Raw genomic sequence first — 21,314 nt, forward strand, 5'->3', positions numbered from 1 at the left:
GATCGGCGCAGGCCGCGCCCGAGTGGCGAACCTTGTCGGTGCTGCGACATAGCATGGCCGACGTGCCAGAACAGACGACCGACTCGCCGATCTCGACCGCCGACGTAGCCCGCCGCGACGCCGGGCGCCCGGCGCACGACCGGTTGCTCGTGCGGGGTGCGCGCGAACACAACCTCAAGGATGTCTCGATCGACATTCCCCGCGACGCGCTCGTCGTGTTCACGGGCCTGTCGGGGTCGGGCAAGTCGTCGCTGGCGTTCGACACGATCTTCGCCGAGGGGCAGCGGCGGTACGTCGAGTCGCTGTCCGCCTACGCACGGCAGTTCCTCGGGCAGATGGACAAGCCCGACGTCGACTTCATCGAGGGCCTGTCGCCCGCCGTCTCCATCGACCAGAAGTCGACCAACCGCAATCCGCGCTCGACGGTCGGCACCATCACCGAGGTCTACGACTACCTGCGGTTGCTCTACGCCCGCGCGGGCCGCCCGCACTGCCCGGTGTGCGGCGAGCCGATCACCCGCCAATCCCCGCAGCAGATCGTCGATCGGCTCATGGAGCTCCCCGAACGCACCCGCTTCCAGGTGCTCGCGCCCGTGGTGCGGGGCCGCAAGGGCGAGTACGTCGACCTGTTCGCCGAGCTGCAGACCAAGGGCTTCTCGCGGGCCCGCGTCGACGGCGCGGTCGTGTCGCTGACCGAGCCGCCCACGCTGGAGAAGCAACGCAAGCACACCATCGAGGTCGTCGTCGACCGGCTGGTCGCCAAGGGCGACGATCCCGGCGTCAAGCGGCGCCTCACCGACTCCGTCGAGACCGCCCTGGGGCTGGCCGGCGGGGTGCTGCTCATCGACCTCGTCGACGTCGAGCCAGGGCAGACGAGCCCCGAGGGGCTACCCAAGGAGCGGCGGTTCTCTGAGCGCATGGCCTGCCCCAACGACCATCCGTTGTCCATCGACGAGATCGAGCCGCGCACCTTTTCGTTCAACTCCCCGTTCGGTGCCTGCCCGGCGTGCACCGGCATCGGCACCGAGTTGGAGGTCGATCCCGAGCTCGTCGTCCCCGATCCCGATCGCACCCTGCGGGAGGGCGCGATCGCCCCCTGGGTGCAGAACGGTGCCCTCTCGGACTACTTCGTGCGGGTCATCGGGGCGCTGGGGGAAGACCAGAAGTTCTCCCTCGATCAGTCGTGGGACTCGCTCCCGGCGCGTGCCAAAGAGGCGCTGCTGCACGGGCGCAACCACAAGGTGCAGGTGCGCTACCGCAACCGGTTCGGGCGGGAACGCTCCTACTCCACCGGCTTCGAGGGCGCCGTATCGTTCGTGCGGCGCCGCCACAACGAGACGGAGTCGGAGTGGTCGCGCGAGCGCTACGAGGGGTACATGCGGCAGGTGCCGTGCCCCGTCTGCCACGGCGATCGGCTCAAGCCGGAGGCCTTGTCGGTCCTCATCGGCGGTCGCAGCATCGCCGCCGTGTCCCGCATGTCGATCACCGACTGCGCGGCCTTCCTGGACTCGGTGGAGCTGAGCACCCGGGAGGCGCAGATCGCGGCGCGCGTGCTCAAAGAGATCCAGTCGCGACTGGGGTTCCTGCTCGACGTGGGTCTGGACTACCTCTCCCTCGACCGCCCGGCCGCCACCCTCTCCGGGGGAGAGGCGCAACGCATCCGGTTGGCCACGCAGATCGGCTCCGGGCTCGTCGGAGTGCTGTACGTGCTCGACGAGCCGTCCATCGGTTTGCACCAGCGCGACAACCGGCGGCTCATCACGACCCTGACGAGGCTGCGCGACCTGGGCAACACCCTCATCGTCGTCGAGCACGACGAAGACACCATCGCGGAGGCCGACTGGGCCGTCGACATCGGCCCCGGCGCGGGAGAGCACGGCGGCCAGGTCGTCTACTCCGGGCCCGTCGCGGGGCTGGCCGAGCACGAGGCGTCGGTCACCGGGGCCTACCTCTCCGGTCGGCGCCAGATCGAACTGCCGGCCAAGCGCCGTGGTACCAGCCGGGAGCGGCAGGTACGCGTCACCGGCGCCCGCCAGAACAACCTGCAGAACGTCACCGTCGACTTTCCCCTCGGCGCGTTCGTGGCGGTCACGGGAGTCTCCGGCTCCGGCAAGTCGACGCTCGTCAACGACATCCTCTACAACGTGCTCGCCAACAAACTCAACGGTGCCCGGCACGTGCCCGGCCGGCACAAGAACGTCACCGGGCTCGAGCATCTCGACAAGGTGGTGCACGTCGACCAGAGTCCGATCGGGCGCACCCCCCGCTCCAACCCGGCGACGTACACCGGCGTCTTCGACAACATCCGCAAGCTGTTCGCCGAGACCACCGAGGCCAAGATCCGCGGGTACATGCCCGGGCGATTCTCGTTCAACGTCAAGGGCGGTCGCTGTGACAACTGCTCCGGTGACGGCACGATCAAGATCGAGATGAACTTCCTGCCCGATGTCTACGTGCCCTGCGAGGTGTGCCACGGCGCCCGGTACAACCGCGAGACGCTCGAGGTGCACTTCAAGGGCAAGACGATCGCCGAGGTACTCGACATGCCGATCGAGGAGGCCACGGAGTTCTTCGCCGCGGTGCCCGCCATCGCCCGGCACCTGAGCACCCTCAACGACGTCGGCCTGGGCTACGTGCGGCTCGGTCAGCCGGCCCCCACGCTGTCGGGCGGCGAGGCGCAACGCGTGAAGCTGGCCGCCGAACTGCAAAAGCGCAGCACCGGTCGCACGATCTACGTGCTCGACGAGCCGACCACCGGCCTGCACTTCGAAGACATCCGCAAGTTGCTCGGGGTGTTGCAAGGGCTGGTCGACAAGGGCAACACGGTCATCGTCATCGAGCACAACCTCGATGTCATCAAGAGCGCCGACTGGGTCATCGACCTCGGGCCCGACGGCGGCAACAAGGGTGGCGAGGTCGTCGCCACAGGCACTCCGGAGCAGGTGGCCGCCAACCCGGCGAGCCACACCGGGCGGTTTCTCGCCAACGCACTGGCCCGCAGCGAGCACGTGCCGACGGTCGCCCGGGCCAAGACCGTTCCGGCCCCCGCCGCCCCGGCCGCGGGACGGCGCCGCGCGGCGAGCAAGCGCACCGCGAGCAAACGGGCCGCCACCGCGTCCAGCCGCTGATCGCGACGCGCCGGGGCCGACTCCGGGGTCGAGGAGGATCGGAACAGGATTGAACGCTAGGCGGGTGCTGGGCCGACCGCCTCGAGCAGCGGCTCGTGGTGTGGACGACCGCGATGCGCAGCGCCGCCTCCGGCTCGCCCGGGACGATCTGTCCGGCCGGCGTGACCTCGAGTTGGCCGGTGTCGAGGCGGACCCGCACGTGTGAGGTTCGGCACCACGCCGTTCAACAGCCAGGGCGCGCTCATCAGCAGGGCGACAGGAGTAGTCGGTCCGGTGCTTCCGAGGGGGCAAGGTGGGGTATGCGCGAGGCGATTACGTCTGCCCTGCGAGTGGAGTCCCGCAGAGTGGTGTACGACGGACCTGAGTGAGCGCGCCTACGACGTGGGCGCGGTCACCGGGTGGATCCTTCGAGTGATCTCTCACAACCGACTCGAAGAAGGACACACCGATGACCGCTGTACCCAGTATCGACCCCGAGCACTTCCTGCGCGAGCAGCTGGACCAGGCCAGTCCCGACCTGATGCGGGATTTGCTGAACACGTTCGTCAACGCCCTGTTGGGCGCTCAGGCCGACGCGGTGTGCGGCGCCGGCTACGGCGAACGCAGTCCCGAGCGGGTCAACTCCCTCAACGGCTACCGCCACCGGGACCTGGACACCCGCATGGGCACCCTGGACGTGGCCGTACCCAAGCTGCGCACCGGTTCGCTGTACCCGGACTGGCTGCTGGAACGCCGAAAGCGAACCGAGCGGGCGCTGACCAGCGTGGTAGCGACCTGCTACCTGCTCGGGGTCTCCACCCGCAGGATGGACAAACTGGTGCAAGCCCTGGGGATCACCGGATTGTCGAAGTCCCAGGTCTCGGTGATGGCCAAGGACCTCGACGAGCACGTGCAGCAGTTCCGCACCCGGCGCCTGGCCGCGGCCGGGCCGTTCACCTTCGTGGCCGCTGACGCCCTGGTGCTCAAGGTCCGCGAAGGCGGCCGAGTCGTTCCGGTGCACGTGCTGGTCGCCACCGGCGTCAACGCCGACGGACACCGCGAGATCCTCGGTGTGCAGGTCACCTCAAGTGAGGACGGCGCCGGCTGGCTCGCGTTCTTCCGCGACCTGAGCGCCCGCGGGTTGAGCGGGGTCAAGCTCGTCACCTCCGATGCCCACGCCGGCCTGGTCACCGCGATCGGGGCCACGTTGCCCGGGGCGGCCTGGCAGCGCTGTCGCACCCACTACGCCGCCAACCTCATGGCGGCCACCCCGAAGTCCTCCTGGGGGTGGGTCAAGGCGCTGCTGCACTCGATCTACGACCAACCCGACGCCCAGGCGGTACACGCCCAGTTCGACCGCGTCATCGAGGCCCTGGCCACCAAGCTGCCCACCGTGGCCGATCACCTCCAGGACGCCCGCGCAGACATCCTGGCCTTCACCGCCTTCCCTAAGGAGATCTGGCGCCAGATCTGGTCGAACAACCCCAACGAGCGTCTCAACCGCGAGATCCGCCGCCGCACCGACGTGGTCGGCATCTTCCCCGACCGCGCCAGCATCATCCGCCTCGTCGGCGCCGTCCTTGCCGAACAGCACGACGAATGGGCCGAAGGCCGCCGCTACCTCGGCCTGGATATCCTCACCCGAGCCCAGGCCCTGGACACCGTCATGGAGGAGGTGAACGAACCCGAAATCCAGGCCCTCACAGCCTGACCAACACCCCAACCGAGGGATCAACCTCGTACACCACCCAAGCGGACTTGACCGCCCTGCGTCACGGCTCGGTACTCCTGACGCTGTCCCGAGCCGGAACGTGTGCCACCACCGGCAAGCGGGCTACTGTGGACGATGCGGCCGAATTCGGGCTGTCCGCTCAGCGGGTGCTCGGCCCCGTTGCTGGGGGCCTCAAGTAGGTGTAGACGGTCTCGCGGCTGATGCCGAACTCCTTGGCCAGCGCCGACTTCTGCTCACCCGCGGCGGCGCGTTCACGCAGGTCCGCGGCCTGTTCGGCGTTCAGGGCGGGCTTTCGGCCGGTGTAGACGCCGCGCTGCTTGGCTGCGGCGATGCCCTCGCGCTGGCGCTCCAGGATCAGCGCGCGTTCGAACTCGGCGAACGCGCCCATCACTGACAGCAACAGCGTGGCCATCGGCGAGTCCTCACCGGTGAAGGTGAGGCTCTCCTTGACGAACTCGACGCGCACGCCCCGGGCGGTCAGGGCTCGCACGATCCGGCGAAGGTCGTCGAGGTTGCGCGCGAGCCGGTCCATCGAGTGCACGACCACGGTGTCGCCGTCGCGGACGAAGGCCAGCATCTCGGCCAGCTTCGGACGGTCGGCGTCCTTGCCCGAGACCTTGTCCTCGAAGATGCGCTCGACCTCGATGCCGTCGAGCTGGCGAACGGTGTTCTGATCGGTGCTGCTGGCCCTGAGGTACCCAACTCGCATCGCCGCCCGCCCTTCCCGACCCTATGTGTCAGGTTGGACTCTATGAACCCACCCGACTAGCGTCAAGGAACCGGCGAACGGACTCTATCTTGACGCTGCTTGGTGGCCGGCTGCTCTGTGGCGTTGGGGTGTACTGTGACTTCGTCTGCTGAATGGCGGGGTTCTTCGGTCGCTTCGTGGCGGGGTCAGGTGACACCGATGACCAGGGTGCTCTGTGCGGCTTCGATGACGTCGTTGGTGATGGTGTCGAGTTCGTTGATCTTCAGGACCCGCTGGATCTGGGGGAAGAGGCGTTCGAGGAGCCGGAAGTTGCCGCGGGTGATCCGTGCGATGGCTGCGATGGCTTGGGCGTCGGTGAAGTCGTCGGGGTCGAGGGTCTTGCCGAGGGATCGCCAGTGTCGCTCGAGGACGAACAGCAGTTCGTCTTGTCCCAGGGGCCGGTACTGGTGGGCGAAGCCGACTCGGCTGTAGAACTGGGGGTAGTGGCTGAACTGCTTCTCCAGGCCGGGCATGCCGATCAGGATCAGGGCGATGCCGTCGCGGTCGTAGCGATCGCGCAGCAGTTCCAGCGCGGCGGGACGCAGTCGTTCGGCCTCGTCGACGATGATCAGCTCCACGTAGTTCCTGCCGTGTCGCCATCCCCAGGCCTCGGGAGTGGCCGTGCCGGGAGGTACGAGGTGCTGCTCGATGCACATGTTTGGTGCGGGTGATGGCTTGGGTCAGCTCGTCCTTCAGGGTCCGCGGGGTGGTCAGCACGCTGGGGGTGTAGAGCACGGTGCGGCTCCGGTTCAAGGCGGCGTAGATCTTGGCGTCGTTGTCGGAGCGCGGCCCCCAGTAGGTCAGCAGGTCATGAGCCTTCTCGTAGTGTGCGTAGCGGCGTGCGGAGAGTGTCTTTCCTACGCCGGCTGATCCGAAGCACAAACCGATGGTGTGCCCGCGGCGCACGGCGTCGGCGAACTCGGTGAAGCGGCGGTGCTCCTTGGTGACGATGAAGCGCTGGGGCGAACTCGGTGAAGCGGCGGTGCTCCTTGGTGACGATGAAGCGCTGGCTCACCTGAGGTCCTCCTTGTAGATCTTCAACGCCGACCTCGGCGCCGGAGCCGGTGCTTCGGTGATCCGTGGCGTCTCGGTAGGTGCGGCCACGAGGGCGATGCGTTCGTTGATGCCGGCTCGCAGCGCCCGGCGGCGGGCGTTGCGCGCGGCCTGGATCTCCTTGAGGCTGACCTTCTGGTCGTGGTGCTCTTGGTTGACGGCCTTGCAGACGAATTCGTCGTGATCGAAGACGCGGATCTCGGTGATGTCGCGGGGGTCGTAGCGGATCACGACCGAGCGTCCGACGTAGCCGGCCAGAGTTGGCGAGACGTAGCGCAGGCCCTGGAAGCGGATGCCATCGCGGCGCACGACGCGGGTCTTGGCGACGGTTAACAGCAGTCTGTCGAGGTCTTCCAGGCTCTCGGGCATTCGGGGCAGCCAGCCATCGGCGATCCACGCGCTGCGCGGGGAGGTTCCGAGCTCGCTGTGCGTGCGGTCGTTGTAGGTGGCCACGAACGCCTCCAGGGCGCTATCGAGGGCGGCCAGGGACAGTTTCGGTGTCGGCCAGGGGTGCCCTTCGGTGATGAGTCCGGGCAGGGTGGCGAGTAGCTCGGTGTTGATGGTGCCGAAGAACCGCTCGATCTTGCCCCGTCCCTGGGGTCGGGCGACGGTGGAGTGGATCAGTCGGATGTGGAGGTCGACGGCGGTGTGGGCGAGCTGGTCACTGGTGAAGTCGCTGCCGTGGTCGACGTAGAGCACGTCGGGCAGGCCGCACATCGGCCAGGCCGGGTCGGTCTTGTGCCAGATCGCTTGGCGCAGCGCCAGGGCGGTGTTCATCGCCGACGGTGCGCCCAGGAAGACTGTGTAGCCGCAGACCGCCCGGGAGCAGTCGTCGAGGATCGTTGTTAGCCATGGCCGTGCGGGCTTGCCGTCGGTGCCCACCACCAGGATGTCGAGCATGGTGTGATCGGATTGCCACATCGCGTTGGGCAGCTCTGCTTGCCGGCGTAGCACCAGCTCGTGCTTGTCGCGGTAGGACGCTGCGCCCTCCAGGGCGAGGGTGACCATGCCGGGATCCAGGGTCCGCACGATGTCCCACACCACCGAGTAGGAGGGGACCGGCCACCTCCGGGCGGCGCAGATGCCCGTGACTTTGCGATGGATCGTGGCGATGGCCGGCCGCGGCTTGCTCAGTGCCAGGCCCTCGATCAGGTCGACGAGGTCGGGCGGAAGGCGGCGGGAGCCGGCGTCCGCCCGTGAGGCTGTCTCCAGTCCGGCGTAGCCGTCGGCGCGGTAGCGGGCGTGCCAGCGCTCCAGGGTCCACAGCCCTACATCGGTCTCGCGAGCTAAGCGCGCGAGGGGCACCTGGTCCTCGACGTGGAGCCTGAGGATTCGCCACCGCGCTCGAGCGTCCACGACGCACCTACTGCACGACGTTCTCGCGCCCGCGCTCGGCGCGCTGAAGGGCGCGGTAGACCGTGGAGCGGCCCACGCTGAACAGCTCGGCCAGCTCGCCCACGGTGTGCTCGTCGGCAGCATGTAGCTGGACGAGGTGAGCTTCTTGCCGGGGGGTGAGTTTCGGTGACTTCCCGCGCAGCCGGCCCTTGGCCTTGGCGACCTTCATCCCCTCGCGGGTGCGGGCACGGATGAGGTCGGCTTCGAACTCGGCGACCATCGCCAGCACGTTGAACAACAGTTTCCCCATCGGGTCGGTCGGGTCGTACACCGATCCGGCGATGCTCAGCTTCACTTCCCGCGCCGCGAGGTCGTCGGCGATCTGGTGGGCATCACGGACTGAACGCGCCAGCCGATCGAGCTTGGTGACCACGAACGTATCGCCGTCCCGACAGGCAGCCAGCGCCTGCCGCAGGCCCTCACGGTCGGCGTTGCGGCCCGTGAGCCCGTGATCGACGTAGATGCGCTTGGGATCGACGCCGAACGCCGCGAGTCCGTCACGCTGCGCGGTCAGGTCCTGCTCGTCGGTGGAGACTCGGGCATAGCCGACCTTCAAGGGGGACATGCTCCCCAGTGTGTCATATAGCCTCCCTTCACCGGACAGTTCACCGGACGGGTCTTACGGGACAGCCCGCCAGGCGTGCCGCCGTTCCTCTGTCAGTTTTCGAAGTCCACTGCACGAGTGTCCGAAGTCGACTGCACATTTTAAGGTTGCGCAGCCGTTGTCTGGTGAGGCGCCATGGTGAGGGCTGCGGCGGCCAAGGAACGCCGTAGCGCAGCCGGGCACTGGTGACAGCACGCCCGGACGGTCCGAGGCGCGACCCTTTTGCGATCGCTGAAGCGAGGGCACGGTGCTGGGAACGGTGCGGATGTTAAGCTGGTGAATGACGCGGGGTGCCGTGCTGGTACGGCTGAGATCACACCCGTTGAACCTGATCTAGTTCGTACTAGCGAAGGGAACGTCGCCGATGTCGGCACCTTCTTCCGTCCCTACTGTCCCACTCGATGCTGCCGCTGTGGGCGAGGCCTTGGCTGCGATGCGCGGGCATGCCCCGCTGGTGCAGTGCCTGACCAACGTCGTCGTCGCTCAGTGGACAGCGAACGTCCTGCTCGCGGTCGGCGCCAGTCCGTCGATGGTGGACAACCCGGAGGAAGCCGGGCCGTTCGCCGCCGTCGCCGACGGGGTCCTGGTCAACCTCGGCACGCCCCAAGAGGCGACGGTGGCTGCGATGCACGGCGCGGTCAGTGCCGCCGCGGCGGCCGGCACCCCGTGGGTGCTCGACCCGGTCGGGGTGGGTGGGCTCGCCTGGCGCAGCCGGGTTGTCGTCGACCTGCTCGCCCACGCCTCCCCGGCACTCGCCCACGCCTCCCCGGCACTCGTCCGTGGCAACCCCTCAGAGATTCTCGCTTCGCCGGTGGGGGCAGCGGTGGGCGGGGTCCGGAGAGCGTCGACGCCGCCGAGGATGCCCTCGACGCCGGCCGGGCGCTGGCCCGGGAGCACGGCACCATCGTCGCGGTCTCCGGGGAGGTCGACCACCTCACCGACGGCACCCGGCTGGTGCGGGTGGCCAACGGCCATCGATGGTTGACCCAGGTCACTGGCGGTGGGTGCGCGCTGGGCGCGCTCATGGCTGCCTTCGCCGCCACCACCGACGACCCGCTCCTGGCCGCCACGGCCGCGACCGCGACGTACACCGTGGCCGCCGAGGTCGCGGCCGAGCGTGCCGCCGGGCCGGGGAGCTTCGCCGTTGCGCTGCTGGACTCTCTCGCCACCCTCAACCCGCAGGAGCTGACCGAGAAGGTGGTGCTCCGGTGACCCGCCGACCGGTGAACCTCAGCCTCTACCTGGTCACCGACACCGGTTTGTGCGGCCCACGGGGGGTGCCCGCGACCGTGCAGGCTGCGGTCGCGGGCGGAGTCACCGTGGTGCAGTTGCGTGACCCGGGCGCCACCGACGCCCACTTCGTCGCCCTCGGCGTGGCGGTCCGCGAGGTGCTGGCGGGGACCGGGGTGCCGCTGATTATCGATGACCGGGTCCACCTCGTTCAGGACATCGGCGCCGACGGCGTCCACGTCGGTCAGCGCGACATGCCGCCTGCTCAGGCCCGGCAGTTGCTCGGGCCGGACGCCATGGTCGGGCTGTCGGTCAGCACGATCGAGCAGGTTCGCACAGCACGCGGGCTCGGTGACGGCGTCTTGGACTACCTCGGCGTTGGACCGGTGTGGCCGACGGCGACCAAGCCTGACCACGGCACTCCGATCGGCCCGGGCGGGGTGGCTGCGGTGGCCGCCGCGAGCCCGTGGCCGGTCGTCGCCATCGGCGGCATCACCACGAAACGCACCGGCATGCTGCGCCACAGCGGCGCCGCCGGCGTGGCGGTCGTCTCGACGGTGTGCGCCGCGGAGGAACCAGCCGTGGCGGCCGCGAGCCTGCGGGCCGCGTGGGACGGGCAACCGTGAACCCCCGCCCACCGATCGCGCTGACGATCGCCGGCTCCGATCCCTCCGGCGGGGCCGGTATTCAAGGCGACCTCAAGACCTTCTCCGCACTGGGTGCCTACGGCACCGCGGTGCTCACCTCACTGACCGCCCAGTCCACCCAGGGAGTCACCGGTGTCCACGTCGTCCCCGCGGACTTCGTCCGCGCCCAGTTGGACACCCTCGTAGACGACGTGGCGGTTGACGCCGCCAAGATCGGGATGCTCGCCTCCGCGGCCACCATCGAGACCGTCCTCGCCTTCCTCGACAAGCGCTCCGACGCGGTGCCGGTTGTGGTCCTCGACCCCGTCATGGTGTCCACCGCCGGTTCCCGGCTGCTGGCCGAGGACGCCGTCGAGCCGATGCGCCAACTCCTGCCGTACGTCTCCCTCATCACGCCGAACGTCCCCGAGGCCGCCGTGCTGCTCGACGCCGACCCCGCCGAAGACCTCGACACCATGCGCGCCCAGGCCATCGCGCTCCGGGAGCTGGGCGCCGCGCGGGTGCTGGTCAAGGGGGGCCACCTCGGCGGCGACGCACACGCCACCGACCTGTGGCTCGACGACGCGGGCGAGCAGCTGCTGACCGGCCCGCGGGTAGCCACGGTCAACACCCACGGCACCGGGTGCGCCCTGTCCTCCGCGATCGCCGCACTCGCCCCGCGCACCGGGTCCCTGCTAGAGGCCACCCGCCAGGCCAAGACTTGGCTCACCGGCACCCTGCGGGCCGCCGACGCGCTCCACATCGGCCACGGACCCGGCCCCGTGCACCACTGCCACGACATCTGGAAAGACGAGAACGACTGGAAGGACAGCGACCGATGACCAGCCCACACACCTCCATGCCCGAGACGATTCGCGACCACGACGACACTGGCGTGTTCAGCACCGTGGCGTGGCATCGCACGGCCAGGGTCCGCGAGGCGATCGACGCGCTGCCCTTGTTGCACCAGCTGAGCGACGCGACCCTGGCGGAAGAGACGTTCCGGCACTACCTCGCCCAGGACGCGCTCTACCTGGCCGATACGGCCGGGTCCTGGCCGCGGCCGCCGCTCAGGCCCAGGCGTCGGAGGAAATGGCATTCTGGGCGCAGGCCGCGCGGGAGGTGGTCGAGGTCGAGCGGCAGCTGCACGCCACCCACGTCACCGACCTCACCGCCGCCGAGCCCTCACCGACCACGGTTGCCTACACCTCCTACCTGCTGAGCCTCGCGACAGCGGGAAACTACCCGGTCCTCGCGGCCGGCATCCTGCCGTGCTTCTGGGTCTACGACGACGTCGGCACCCGTTTGAAGGCCGCCGTCGGTGACCTGAGCACGCACCCGTACGGGGACTGGATCGCCACCTACGGCGATCCAGACTTCACCGCCGCCACCGACACCGCCCGGGACATCGTGGACCACCTCGCCGACCAGGCCAGCCCGGCACACTGGCGCGCATGCACACCGCGTTCCACCGCGCCACCCAGTACGAGTGGATGTTCTGGGACGCCGCCCACCGGCAGGAGACCTGGCCCATCTGAGGTCATTGGTCGGTGCGCCCTTGGGCGCGCGCTCATCATGATCTTTCGAGAGCTGGTCGCCGCCCTGGAGACTCCTACCGTCCGGTGGTGTTGCTCGGACGGTGGGAGACCGGACCCGGGGTTGATCAAGGTAAACGGCGCGCTCAGGCCGGTGCTCCGCACGAGAAGCGCCAGCGCTTTTGACACCATGCGCCCCGAAGGGGATGCGTCCTATCAGTCGATGAGTCCTGTGTCGCCTGAGAGGGCGTCGGTGAGCCACCGCGGGTGCATGGGGAGCAACGGTGCCGGAAGCTCATCCGGGGAGAAGAAACCCGCCTGTGAGGTCTCCACACCATCAGGGTGCATCTGACCGCCGCGCGGGAGGCAGGCGAAGGTGGTGGTGACGAACTGGGTCACTCTCCCGTCGGGATAGGCGAAAACCTGCGAGGCGGGGTCCGAGTACACCCCCACCAGCCGCTGCACTTGCACCTGCAAGCCGGTCTCTTCGGCGACCTCCCGCACCGCCGCCTGGGCGGCAGTCTCGCCCACCTCGACGTGTCCCGAAGGCAGTCCCCACAGCCCGTTGTCCAGCCTGCGCCCCAGTAGCACGCGCCCGGCCTCGTCGAAGACCACCGCGGCCACACCCGCCCGCACCTCGTCCGGCCACGGGTACGGCGACGGGCGCATCGGGCCGATGTCAAGGGCCGGATCAAACAGCCCGGCCAGGCCCGTGACCGTGGCCTCCGCAACGGTGGGATCACACTGCCGACGGCCGCTGCTCGGCGTCGCGGGAGCGACGAGGATCGCCGGCAGGCCCGCGCAGTGCGCCCCGACGACGTCCGTAGCCGGGGTGTCCCCCACGACCACCACTCTCGTCGTAGCAGGGAGCCCGCGCTGGGCCAGGCGGAACATCTCCGGTCCCGGCTTGCCCACCACGACCGGTCGGCGCCCACTGGCGGTCTGGATCGCTGCGACGACCGCGCCGGTGGCCGGCCACGGGCCGCTCGCTGTGGGGAACGTGGCGTCCACGTTCGTGGCCACGAACGGCACGCCGGTACGCAGGAGGGCGGTGGCCTGGGCGAGGTCCCGGTAGGTCACCGTCTCGTCGCAACCGACCACCACCGCCTCGGCCCCAGACCCCTCCACGGATTCCACGCCTTGGGCCGCGAGTTCGCCGCGGAGGCCATCACTGCCCACCACATAGGCGCGGGTAATGCCCTGCTGGCGCAGCCAGCACGCCGTAGCCCACCCGGAAGATACGATCTCCTCGACGGTGGCCCTCACGCCCAGGCGGCCCAGACGGTGGACGACGTCTTTGCGGGACGGGCGGGGATCGTTGGTCACGAACCGGACCACCCGGCCCCGACTCCGCAGGCTGGCCAAGGCTTCGGTCACGCCGGAAAGCAAGGTGTCTCCGACGTAAACCACGCCGTCAAGATCAAGCAGAAAAACATCGAACTGGTCAACGAGCACAACAACCTCCGAGGTCAAGGGACAGTCAGCGCGCATGCTGGCGCTGAGCCATCCCCCTCGGGCATTTTGTGCCAATAGGTGCCCTCCCGCCTGTTCGGCGGAAGCTGCAGCGCTCGGTCACAGACCCCCAGCCGGCTGGGGCGGAACCCTAGCTGCCTTCTCCCGGCTCGCCCACAATCCTAACCGACCCGACACGAAGTAGCTGAGCGGTGGAAGTCCCCCCGCGGGCGTGCGAGAGTCGCGGGAACGTACCCCGCTCATTGACGTTCGTAGGTTCCGGACAACAGAGGTTACCTGGCTACCTTGCTGCGGTCCTTGGCCAGGAGCTTGCGTCCGTCCTCGCGGAGTTCGCCGGTGGGTGAGACGTGGCGGTAGAGGGTCTGGCGGGTGATGCCGAGTTCCTTGCAGAGGGCACCGACGTTGGTACCGGGCTTTCGCGGCGGCGGGTTTCGCCCGTGAGGCCGCAGCGCCCGCGTTGCTGCGACGTTCGGCATCGCGGCGGGCCTTGCGCGTGATGGACCCCGCGGTGTCGGTGATGGTACGCATCTGCTCAACCATCCGAAACAGCGCCTCCTCGTCGACCTGCGCCCGCCCCTCGGCCCGGAGCCGCTCCACTGCGGCGCGATGCTCCCACACGCTCACCGCCGGATGCGACAGCGTCCGGTACGGCACCGACAGATAGGACGCACCCTCGGGATCCAGGACCCAGATGCGGCTGAAGTCGCGGGGGTCGCGCCGGATGACGAACCGGTCCAGTCGGTTGCGGCGGGCAATCCACGGCTTGAGCGCGTCGCTGAAGTAGTGCACGTGGTCGATGACGAACCCGGTGCGGGTCAGCGTCCTGCGGAACACCGGAAGGAAATCCACCAGGAACGCCGTCTCATTGGCCACCGTCACCACCGGCGTCTTGGCAGTACCGGCGGCCCAGCGAGCCTGCGGGGTCTGCCCGATGGTGCTGTGGACCTGCCCGTGATAGCTCGCCACCGCCAGCGCCAGCCACTTCTCCAGCTCCGCGACCGTCAGGACGGCCTTGGCCTCGGAGTCGTAGTCGCCGCGCTGTGCCGGGTTGGAGAACGTCGTACCGGGCAGCTCATGGATCATCTCCATCAGTGTGCCGATCACCCGCTCGACGATGCCGCCGTAGTGCGGGCGACCCGGGGGCCGGTAGCGCAACGTGATCCCGTGCTCCTGGCAGCCTCGCCGCAGGGCCTCGCTCTTGAACTCCGCGGCGTTGTCCATAAACAGCTCGCCCGGCTTGCCGGCCATCGGCCAGTCCACCTCGATGCCGAGGCGCTCGACCCAGGCCCGCTTGTCGGTGACCATGTGCGCCAGACACAGCCCGACCGACAATGCCGAGGGCGCCTCCAGAGTGATCACCAGACCCACGATGGACCGGGAGAAGACGTCGATCGCGACCGTCACGTACGGCCGCCCGATCGGCAGACGGTGCCGCTCATCGACCACGATCAGGTCCACCACGGTGTGATCGATCTGGACCTGCTCCAGCACGCCGGACACCGGTGGCACCCGCCCACCTGCTGACTCCAGTGGCCGAGCCGCGTCTCGCCCCTCGCGGGCCACTGTCCCGGCGCGTGGGTCCAGGGCGGCGATGCGACGCATGATCACTCCGCGTGAGGGAACGGGCAGGCCCCGAGTCCGGCACGTCCGCATGATCTCCCGGTGGACTGCCGCGGTCTTTTTCCGCTGCCGGGTCAGGTAATGCTTGCCCAGCACCTCCCGGATCACCGCCTCAACCGCGGCCGACAGCCGCTGGCCGCCGCGGCCGCCGCTGGAACGACCCGGGATCAGGTCCGAGACCACGCCCTGGCCCTCGCGCCACCGATGCAGCAAGACATAGACCTGCCGCCGGGAGATGCCCAGCTGGTTGGCTGCGGCCTCCACCGCATCTCCGCCCACCGTTCCGGCGTCGGCCAGCGGGCCGATCACCTCGGCCCGATGGACCGCCAGCGCCCACACCTCATCGGAGACGGTCAACAGACCACGCTCAGGAACCACGTCATCATCGACTGCGTCGTCGTGCATAGGACTATGGAACAACGAGCCGACCGTGCACACGGGTACGGACACGCCGAACGGCCACACCCCTGTTCACCCGACCCCAAACACGCAGGTCACTTGTGCAGACGACTTCGGACATTGACAGACCCCCTCGGCTAGCCGCGCGACCTTGGTACGAAAGCGATCGTTCTGCGGCGAGTCGAACAAGATCCCCGCCCGTTTCGGCACTTCGCCTCGCCGTCGCGCCTGAATAGGCCACACTCGAACAGTGAGCGAACTCGTTCCCAGCGGCCCTCATGGAGAGGTCGTCGGCGTACACGACGACCTGCTCCGCTTCGAGAGGATGCTCCTCGACCAGTTGGCGGGCGCTGGCCTTCCCACCGCCAACGTGCTTGTCCCCGTCGACGAGCGCGAGCAGGCACTACGAACCATCGGCATGGCGTTGTCCAGCCTTCCGGTGACCGAGCGGGGCCGGTCCGCGTACATCAGCAAGATGATTGCGGCCGCTAGCGCTGGCCTGTTCGACGCCGCCCTCAACTACCTGTGGAACGAGACGGTCGGAGAACTCCGGCGTCGCGTCATCAGTTACGACCTTGCCTACTTCTACGACGTCGCCGTGCCGTCGCCGGATCGCCGCAAGCACCTGTCGACTGAAGAAGACCTTACGAAGGTCGACGACTTCGACCTGCTCAAAGGGGCACTGCAGATCGGCCTCCTGTCAGCGACCGGGTACGCGCGTCTCGACCACATCCGGTACATGCGGAACTTCGCGTCGGCAGCGCACCCTAACCAGGTCGAGCTCACTGGGCTTGACCTTGCCAACTGGCTTGAGGTCTGTGTCCGGCAGGTCATCCTGCTCCCCTATGACAACATCACCGCAGAGACGAAGCGCCTGCTGGCGAACGTCCGAGCGCAGCCGATCACAGGTGAGGATGCCGCGAAGGCCGCCGCGTTCTTTGACAACATGCCAGCCGAGCGGGCTGACCTGCTCGCCACCGGATTGTTCGGCCTGTACGTCGATCAGTCACAGGCGCCGCTCGTGGCGGACAACGTCCGACGCCTCTGGCCGCTGTTGTGGACGTTCGTGTCCGCGCAGGCGCGCGGCAACTTCGGGATCAAGATTGGTCGCTTTACCGCGAGTCTGGACACGGCGAAGGCCGCCGCTGGTCGCGAACTTCTCGCTTTGGTCGGCGGCACGGCCTACCTCCCCGAGTCAGAGCGTGCGGTCGAGATCGATGCCGCCATCGACGCACTCACGGCGGCACATCGAGGGTGGAGCAACTTCAACACCGAGCCGGCTCCTGCCAAGGCCCTTTCGGATCTCATCGGTCCACGCGGGGACGTACCGACCGCCCTCGAGAACAAGTATCTCGAGGCGGTCGTGGAGGCCTTCCTGGGTAACCAGTACGGCGTCAGCTGGGCAGCGGTCGAGCACTACGAGGCGATGCTGCGGCGACTCGACTCGCGGCAAGCGGGTATGGCGCTGCGGACCTTCACCCTCCCCACCGTCTCCGCCCAGCTGTGGTCGACAGTCGGTCAGTCTCGGTGGGCGGCGCTGCTGGACATCCTCGCCCCGAAGCTCACAGCGCCGGTCGACCGGGCCCTGATGCAGGCTATCCGCGCGTTCACCTCGACCCCCGACAAGTTGGCCAGCGACACCAAGATCAAGAAGCTGGTCGCCGCGGCTCGGGCGTGAACTAGCGCAGCGTGCCGGTCTCCTCGGTGTCGTCGGTGGTGCCCTGCGGCTCCGGTACGGCCAGGTCGCGCCGCTCGCGAAGCTCTCGAACTCGTGGGTGGTGCACGACGGGGGTGACGTCGAGCACCTGGTGGATCATGGCGTCGAGGAACTGGTCAGGGCGCAGCGCCGGGGGCACGTCGTCGACGTTGACGGTGACGACACGCTCCTCGGCCGGCAGGGCGTCGTCCCAGTGGGCCAGCGCAAGCCCGGTGGCTGTGTAGCCGCCGCGGCCGTCGGTGTCGCGCAGCTTGCTCATCATGTCCTTGGTGCGTTCCCACGCTTCCCTTTCCGTGGTGAGGATCGTGTCGCGTTGGAGGAAGAAGAACCCGGTCGCGGCGAGCGGGTAGCGGCCGCGGAGGTTGGCCGCGTCGCCGTAGGCCTCCTCGAACCTGTTGGGCAGGTTCTTGCCGAAGGACGAGACCTGCGCCTTGGTGCTCAGCAACAGCTCAGGACCGCGGTCCCAGCGCGCGATGCAGACGTCGATCTGCTTGTAGTACGCCCGGCCCAGGACCCGGGCGTCGGACGGCGCGACGGTGGTGATGCGCTCGAGGTGGGGTCGCACCTGCTCGCTCAGACCCTTGGGGAGCTTGTCGACGAAGAGCACGAGGTCGCGGGGCAGTACTCGCGGCCGGGTGGCCCGCGGCCACACCTCGTCGACGAGGAAGCCGGCCCGTCGCAGCTCGTGTGCGAGCCAGGCGTCGATGCCCTTGGCGAACCGGCCCGACTCGGACACGCTGCCGCTTCGGATCGGGTAGGTCAGCAGTCTGCCGAGCAGGTCGTAGTCGGGCCCGTACCGGGGGACCTCGTCTTCGGCATGGAGCCACGGGTCACTGGTGGGCGTCGTCGCCAGTGCGGCGTCGAACGCGCTGAACGCGTCTTCCTTGCTCACGCCTGGTCCTGCGCACGCCGTGACAGCGCCATTGCGTGCGGTGAGACACGGTCCTTAGCTTTCGTGCCGCGTGCCCGTCGGCGAGCGGCGAGCATGGCGTACGCCTGCTCGAGGTCGCTGATGCCGGCCGCGTCAAGAGCCGAGCTGTCATGGAGGATCACCTGGTCGACGAGCCGCACGGCATCCAGGAGCCGGCCGGCGCGCAGGTGGTCGCGTACGCGCGGGCGCACGGCGCGCAGCGCGTCGGCACACTCCAGCACACCCGCCGGTGACGGCACCGGCAGGTCGTCGGCTTCGCGGGGCTCCAGCTTGAGCATCCCGCCCCCGTACGCGCGGCCAACGATCTCTGCGCCGACAAGCGTGACGGAGTTCAAGGACGTCAGCGGCAGCAGCTCGCGGCCGAGCACCCGATGCTCGTCAGTCAGGTAGACGCCGTGCACGCTGTTGAGGTGGTGCGCGCCGGCCGTGTTCGTCGTCAGGCGCGGGGTGTCAGCGTTCATGTAGGTCAGGAGCAGGTCGGCGGGCACGACCAGCGGGACGCGCCACCACGGGCTGCGCACGCGGCACTTGTAGGCAGCGTCGACGCCCTCTTCCTCGCCCTGCTGGATGTAGGCCTGGGCCGCAGGGCTGGGATCAGCGGGCGGGCGAAACAGGAGGGTGGCGGACCCCTCGCGGCCGAGTTCCGCGCGCATGTGCGCAGTGAATGACAGACCGCGCAGGTGGCGACTCCCGGGCGGGCTGAGGGGAAGCAGCTCGTCGTCAGCCAGGCCGAGCCTCGCAGCCTGTGCCGGCGTCAGGGTGAAGAACTTGTTCGCACCGGTCACCATCCCCAGGGTCGTCTCACCCCAGGTGTGCAACGTCGAGAAGCCCGCACCGGTGGTCGCGGCCGCATACGCCGCAGCGCTGGCGGTCGGCAGGAGAGCCGAGGTCCATTTGCCGCTCGTGCTCGTGGGCGTCCAGACCGCGGCTGTTTCGGGGTCAAGTTCGGCCAGTGCGTCAGCGTCCTGCACTTGGAGCAGTTCGCAATGATCGGTTCCTCCGCTGCCCTCTGCGAGCAGGAGTACCACGTCCTCGAGCACACCGGGGAACACGCGCTCGGTGAACAGCACGAGCCGGACACGGGCGAAGCGGCGCATCAGGAACTCGCGGACCTGTGCGGCGTAGTTCACTGACAGCAGCTCGGCGGGCAGAACGAGGCCGAGTCGGCCACCCGGCTTCAGGAACAGCGCGGAGTGCACGGTGAACGCCGCCCACGACGAGGCCAAGCCGGTGAGGGCAACGCCGGCGCGTAGCGCCGCGCGACGTGATGCCGCGCGGTCGGCACCAGCGAAGTCCTGGTAGCGCATGTACGGGGGGTTTCCGATCACAGCGTCGTACGAGGGCTCCGGCTCGACGGCGAAGAAGTCACTCACGCGAACCCGGGCGGACGCGCCAGCAGCACGCAACACGGCGCGCGCCACATGGGCTGATGCCGCATGCAGCTCGACCCCATCAAGCCGTGTAGGCCCGACCGACGGGAAGGTCTGGACCCGCTCGTGCGCGGCGAGCAGGAACGCGGCCTCACCACAGGACGGCTCGAGCACGCAATCTGCTGCGCTCCGCACAGCCCAACGGGCCACGTAGGCGGCGACCTCCGGTGGGGTGAAGAACGCCCCCCTCGCCTTCCTCAGGGCGTCTGTGTCGACGTGCTCGACGGTACTCACCGTCGCAGTCTCCCCCACCACGGCTGCCGCCCGGGCCGCACGGCGTGATTACGGACGATCGTGTCGCTGAGGGCTCGTCTCTGAGAAGCTCGCGGCCGTCGCGCTCGGCTACCAGAACCAGCACTCGACCTCCACAACATGGACCGCCTCAGGGCGCCCTACCTGCCCGCGACCGACCTACGCCGCAATTTCTGAGGTGTTTCTCTGGGGTGTACCCCACTGCAACACCTCGGCTCGCGCTCACGACACCGTCGCGTGTGACTGGCAGCGGTAGGTGGCGGTGTTCTCACTGCGCTATCTGGCGGTGCACTGGCCAGGCGGGCGGAGGCGTTTCGTAAGCCGATCCCCTTGCGGTGATCTGACACTCAGGGTCGCGTTCACCGCGGTTGACGGCACAGGGGAAGTGCTGTCCGGACCGAGGTCCCGACGCAACGACCGCGTCCGGGCTCACACCCGGCGCCTCAGCGAGGGGCGTACGTCGCGGCGATGACACGCCACCGGCTGTCTTGGTGGACCCACAGCCGGGTGTAGCGCAGCCGCGCGACCGTCTCCGTGCCGTCGTGGATCGCCTCCACGGTGGCGATGAGGTCGGTCACACCCGTCTTGCCCTCGTCTCGGACGGTGACCGCCTCCTCCTCGAGCCGGAGGATCCGGAGCGACCCGGACCGGTAGGTGTCGAGATCGTCCGCCTTGGTGAAGAGCGCGCCGTCGGGGCCGGCTCCGACGACCCGCGGGTGCAGGAGGGCATCCAGTGCGTCGAGGTCTCCGCAGCGCTGTGCTGCATGGAGGTGGCGCTCGGCGTCCACGAGGTCCATGGCGTCCTTCCCTGTCATCGAGTCTCGAACACGTGGTGGTGGTAGGCCAGGACGATCGCTTGGGCGCGATCCCTGACCTGGAGCTTGCGCAGGAGTCGGGTGACGTGCGTCTTGACGGTGGTGTCGCTGATGAAGAGCTCGCGCCCGATCTCGGCATTGGAAAGACCGGCGGCGATGAGCCGGAAGACCTCGAGCTCCCGGGAGGTAAGGGTGTCGAGCGCGGGTGGTCGTGGCTCTCGACGGTCCTTGGTGAAGTGAGCGATGAGGCTGCGGGTCACCGAGGGGGACAGCAAGGCGTCTCCGGCCGCGATCGTGCGCACCGCGGCGATGAGCTGCTCGGGAGGCTCGTCCTTGAGGACGAAACCGCTGGCACCGGCACGCAGGGCCTCGTACACAAGGTCATCGTGGTTGAACGTGGTCAGGATGAGGACTCTCGCGTCATCGTCGGCGGCGAAGATTCGGCGAGTCGCCTCGAGGCCGTCCATCTCGGGCATCCGGATGTCCATGAGGACGACGTCCGGTCGGTAGCGGGCAGCGCGTACGACGGCGTCGATGCCGTTGCTCGCCTCGGCGACCACCTCGATGTCCGGCTCCACGTCGAGCAGCATGCGCAAACCCGCGCGGACCATCCCCTGGTCGTCGACGATCAACGCCTTGATGCTCAC

At 68.7% G+C, this 21,314-nt stretch carries 14 protein-coding genes, 3 pseudogenes and 1 riboswitch; of the genes and pseudogenes, 7 read left to right on the plus strand and 10 right to left on the minus strand.

The annotated features are described in order from the left end of the window. Positions 1–53 precede the first annotated feature (53 nt). Both uvrA and KILIM_RS02060 read left to right on the plus strand, forming a co-directional pair. Positions 54–3,128, plus strand: coding sequence for an excinuclease ABC subunit UvrA (gene uvrA, locus KILIM_RS02055; RefSeq protein WP_006590948.1), 3,075 nt, complete (start codon positions 54–56; stop codon positions 3,126–3,128). A 448-nt stretch (positions 3,129–3,576) separates the two neighbouring features. After that, a complete protein-coding gene (locus KILIM_RS02060) occupies positions 3,577–4,818 on the plus strand; it encodes an IS256 family transposase (RefSeq protein WP_006590949.1) in 1,242 nt (413 codons plus the stop codon). A 160-nt stretch (positions 4,819–4,978) separates the two neighbouring features. On the opposite strand, the gene KILIM_RS02065 is transcribed toward KILIM_RS02060, so the two are convergent. The 4 genes and pseudogenes from KILIM_RS02065 to KILIM_RS02080 form a co-directional block, all read right to left on the minus strand. After that, positions 4,979–5,548, minus strand: a complete 570-nt coding sequence (locus tag KILIM_RS02065) for a recombinase family protein (protein WP_006590950.1) — start codon at positions 5,546–5,548, stop codon at positions 4,979–4,981. A 185-nt stretch (positions 5,549–5,733) separates the two neighbouring features. Next, positions 5,734–6,538: pseudogene (locus KILIM_RS02070) on the minus strand (AAA family ATPase). Positions 6,539–6,598: 60 nt separating this feature from the next. Continuing rightward, positions 6,599–7,945, minus strand: coding sequence for a TnsB C-terminal domain-containing protein (locus KILIM_RS02075; protein WP_006590952.1), 1,347 nt, complete (start codon positions 7,943–7,945; stop codon positions 6,599–6,601). A 58-nt stretch (positions 7,946–8,003) separates the two neighbouring features. Continuing rightward, on the minus strand, positions 8,004–8,600 hold the full coding sequence (locus KILIM_RS02080; RefSeq protein ID WP_006590953.1) for a recombinase family protein: 597 nt from the start codon (positions 8,598–8,600) through the stop codon (positions 8,004–8,006). Positions 8,601–8,915: 315 nt separating this feature from the next. After that, positions 8,916–9,012: riboswitch (TPP riboswitch) on the plus strand. Here KILIM_RS02080 and thiM point away from each other — a divergent pair. The 4 genes and pseudogenes from thiM to KILIM_RS24830 all read left to right on the plus strand — a co-directional run. Further along, a pseudogene (thiM, locus tag KILIM_RS02085) lies at positions 9,004–9,851 on the plus strand (hydroxyethylthiazole kinase). Its footprint overlaps the riboswitch before it by 9 nt. Then, positions 9,848–10,495, plus strand: a complete 648-nt coding sequence (thiE, locus tag KILIM_RS02090; RefSeq protein ID WP_006590956.1) for a thiamine phosphate synthase — start codon at positions 9,848–9,850, stop codon at positions 10,493–10,495. Before thiM ends, thiE begins: the two are co-directional and overlap by 4 nt. Continuing rightward, entirely contained in the window at positions 10,492–11,337 is an 846-nt protein-coding gene (gene thiD / locus KILIM_RS02095; protein ID WP_006590957.1) for a bifunctional hydroxymethylpyrimidine kinase/phosphomethylpyrimidine kinase, read from the plus strand. The genes thiE and thiD overlap by 4 nt, the downstream gene beginning before the upstream one ends. Before the next feature lie 250 nt (positions 11,338–11,587). Beyond that, positions 11,588–11,875 (plus strand): annotated as a pseudogene (locus KILIM_RS24830) (thiaminase II/PqqC family protein); the annotation flags it as partial. 371 nt (positions 11,876–12,246) lie between these two features. Here the strand turns inward: KILIM_RS24830 and KILIM_RS02105 are convergent. Beyond that, positions 12,247–13,521 (minus strand): HAD-IIA family hydrolase, encoded by a 1,275-nt coding sequence (locus tag KILIM_RS02105; protein WP_218880179.1) that lies wholly within the window; start codon positions 13,519–13,521, stop codon positions 12,247–12,249. Positions 13,522–13,602: 81 nt separating this feature from the next. After that, entirely contained in the window at positions 13,603–15,528 is a 1,926-nt protein-coding gene (locus KILIM_RS02110) for a TnsB C-terminal domain-containing protein (RefSeq protein ID WP_006590960.1), read from the minus strand. 319 nt (positions 15,529–15,847) lie between these two features. Here KILIM_RS02110 and KILIM_RS02115 point away from each other — a divergent pair, with 319 nt between their 5' ends. Next, positions 15,848–17,200, plus strand: coding sequence for a hypothetical protein (locus KILIM_RS02115; RefSeq protein ID WP_051988601.1), 1,353 nt, complete (start codon positions 15,848–15,850; stop codon positions 17,198–17,200). Position 17,201: 1 nt separating this feature from the next. On the opposite strand, the gene KILIM_RS02120 is transcribed toward KILIM_RS02115, so the two are convergent. From KILIM_RS02120 to KILIM_RS02135, 4 genes are all read right to left on the minus strand, one after another. After that, positions 17,202–18,131 carry a hypothetical protein gene (locus tag KILIM_RS02120; RefSeq protein WP_006590962.1) on the minus strand — a complete coding sequence of 310 codons (930 nt, stop codon included), beginning with the start codon at positions 18,129–18,131 and terminating at the stop codon, positions 17,202–17,204. After that, complete coding sequence (locus tag KILIM_RS02125; protein WP_051988595.1) at positions 18,128–19,834, minus strand: N-6 DNA methylase; 1,707 nt, start codon at positions 19,832–19,834, stop codon at positions 18,128–18,130. The genes KILIM_RS02120 and KILIM_RS02125 overlap by 4 nt, the downstream gene beginning before the upstream one ends. A gap of 461 nt (positions 19,835–20,295) precedes the next feature. Beyond that, positions 20,296–20,667 carry a nuclear transport factor 2 family protein gene (locus tag KILIM_RS02130; RefSeq protein WP_006590964.1) on the minus strand — a complete coding sequence of 124 codons (372 nt, stop codon included), beginning with the start codon at positions 20,665–20,667 and terminating at the stop codon, positions 20,296–20,298. Next, the gene (locus KILIM_RS02135; protein WP_006590965.1) at positions 20,664–21,314 is read right to left on the minus strand and encodes a response regulator; all 651 of its coding nucleotides are present in this window, start codon (positions 21,312–21,314) and stop codon (positions 20,664–20,666) included. Before KILIM_RS02135 ends, KILIM_RS02130 begins: the two co-directional genes overlap by 4 nt.

The organism is Kineosphaera limosa NBRC 100340 (assembly GCF_000298215.1).
Classification (GTDB): domain Bacteria; phylum Actinomycetota; class Actinomycetes; order Actinomycetales; family Dermatophilaceae; genus Kineosphaera; species Kineosphaera limosa.

Excerpts from the sequence above, each read along its gene's own strand:
- KILIM_RS02060 (WP_006590949.1), top strand. The coding sequence starts at position 3,577 with ATGACCGCTGTACCCAGTATCGACCCCGAGCACTTCCTGCGCGAGCAG.
- KILIM_RS02080 (WP_006590953.1), bottom strand. The coding sequence starts at position 8,600 with ATGTCCCCCTTGAAGGTCGGCTATGCCCGAGTCTCCACCGACGAGCAG.
- KILIM_RS02115 (WP_051988601.1), top strand. The coding sequence starts at position 15,848 with ATGCTCCTCGACCAGTTGGCGGGCGCTGGCCTTCCCACCGCCAACGTG.
- uvrA (WP_006590948.1), top strand. The coding sequence starts at position 54 with ATGGCCGACGTGCCAGAACAGACGACCGACTCGCCGATCTCGACCGCC.
- KILIM_RS02130 (WP_006590964.1), bottom strand. The coding sequence starts at position 20,667 with ATGACAGGGAAGGACGCCATGGACCTCGTGGACGCCGAGCGCCACCTC.
- KILIM_RS02110 (WP_006590960.1), bottom strand. The coding sequence starts at position 15,528 with ATGCACGACGACGCAGTCGATGATGACGTGGTTCCTGAGCGTGGTCTG.
- KILIM_RS02065 (WP_006590950.1), bottom strand. The coding sequence starts at position 5,548 with ATGCGAGTTGGGTACCTCAGGGCCAGCAGCACCGATCAGAACACCGTT.
- KILIM_RS02105 (WP_218880179.1), bottom strand. The coding sequence starts at position 13,521 with ATGCGCGCTGACTGTCCCTTGACCTCGGAGGTTGTTGTGCTCGTTGAC.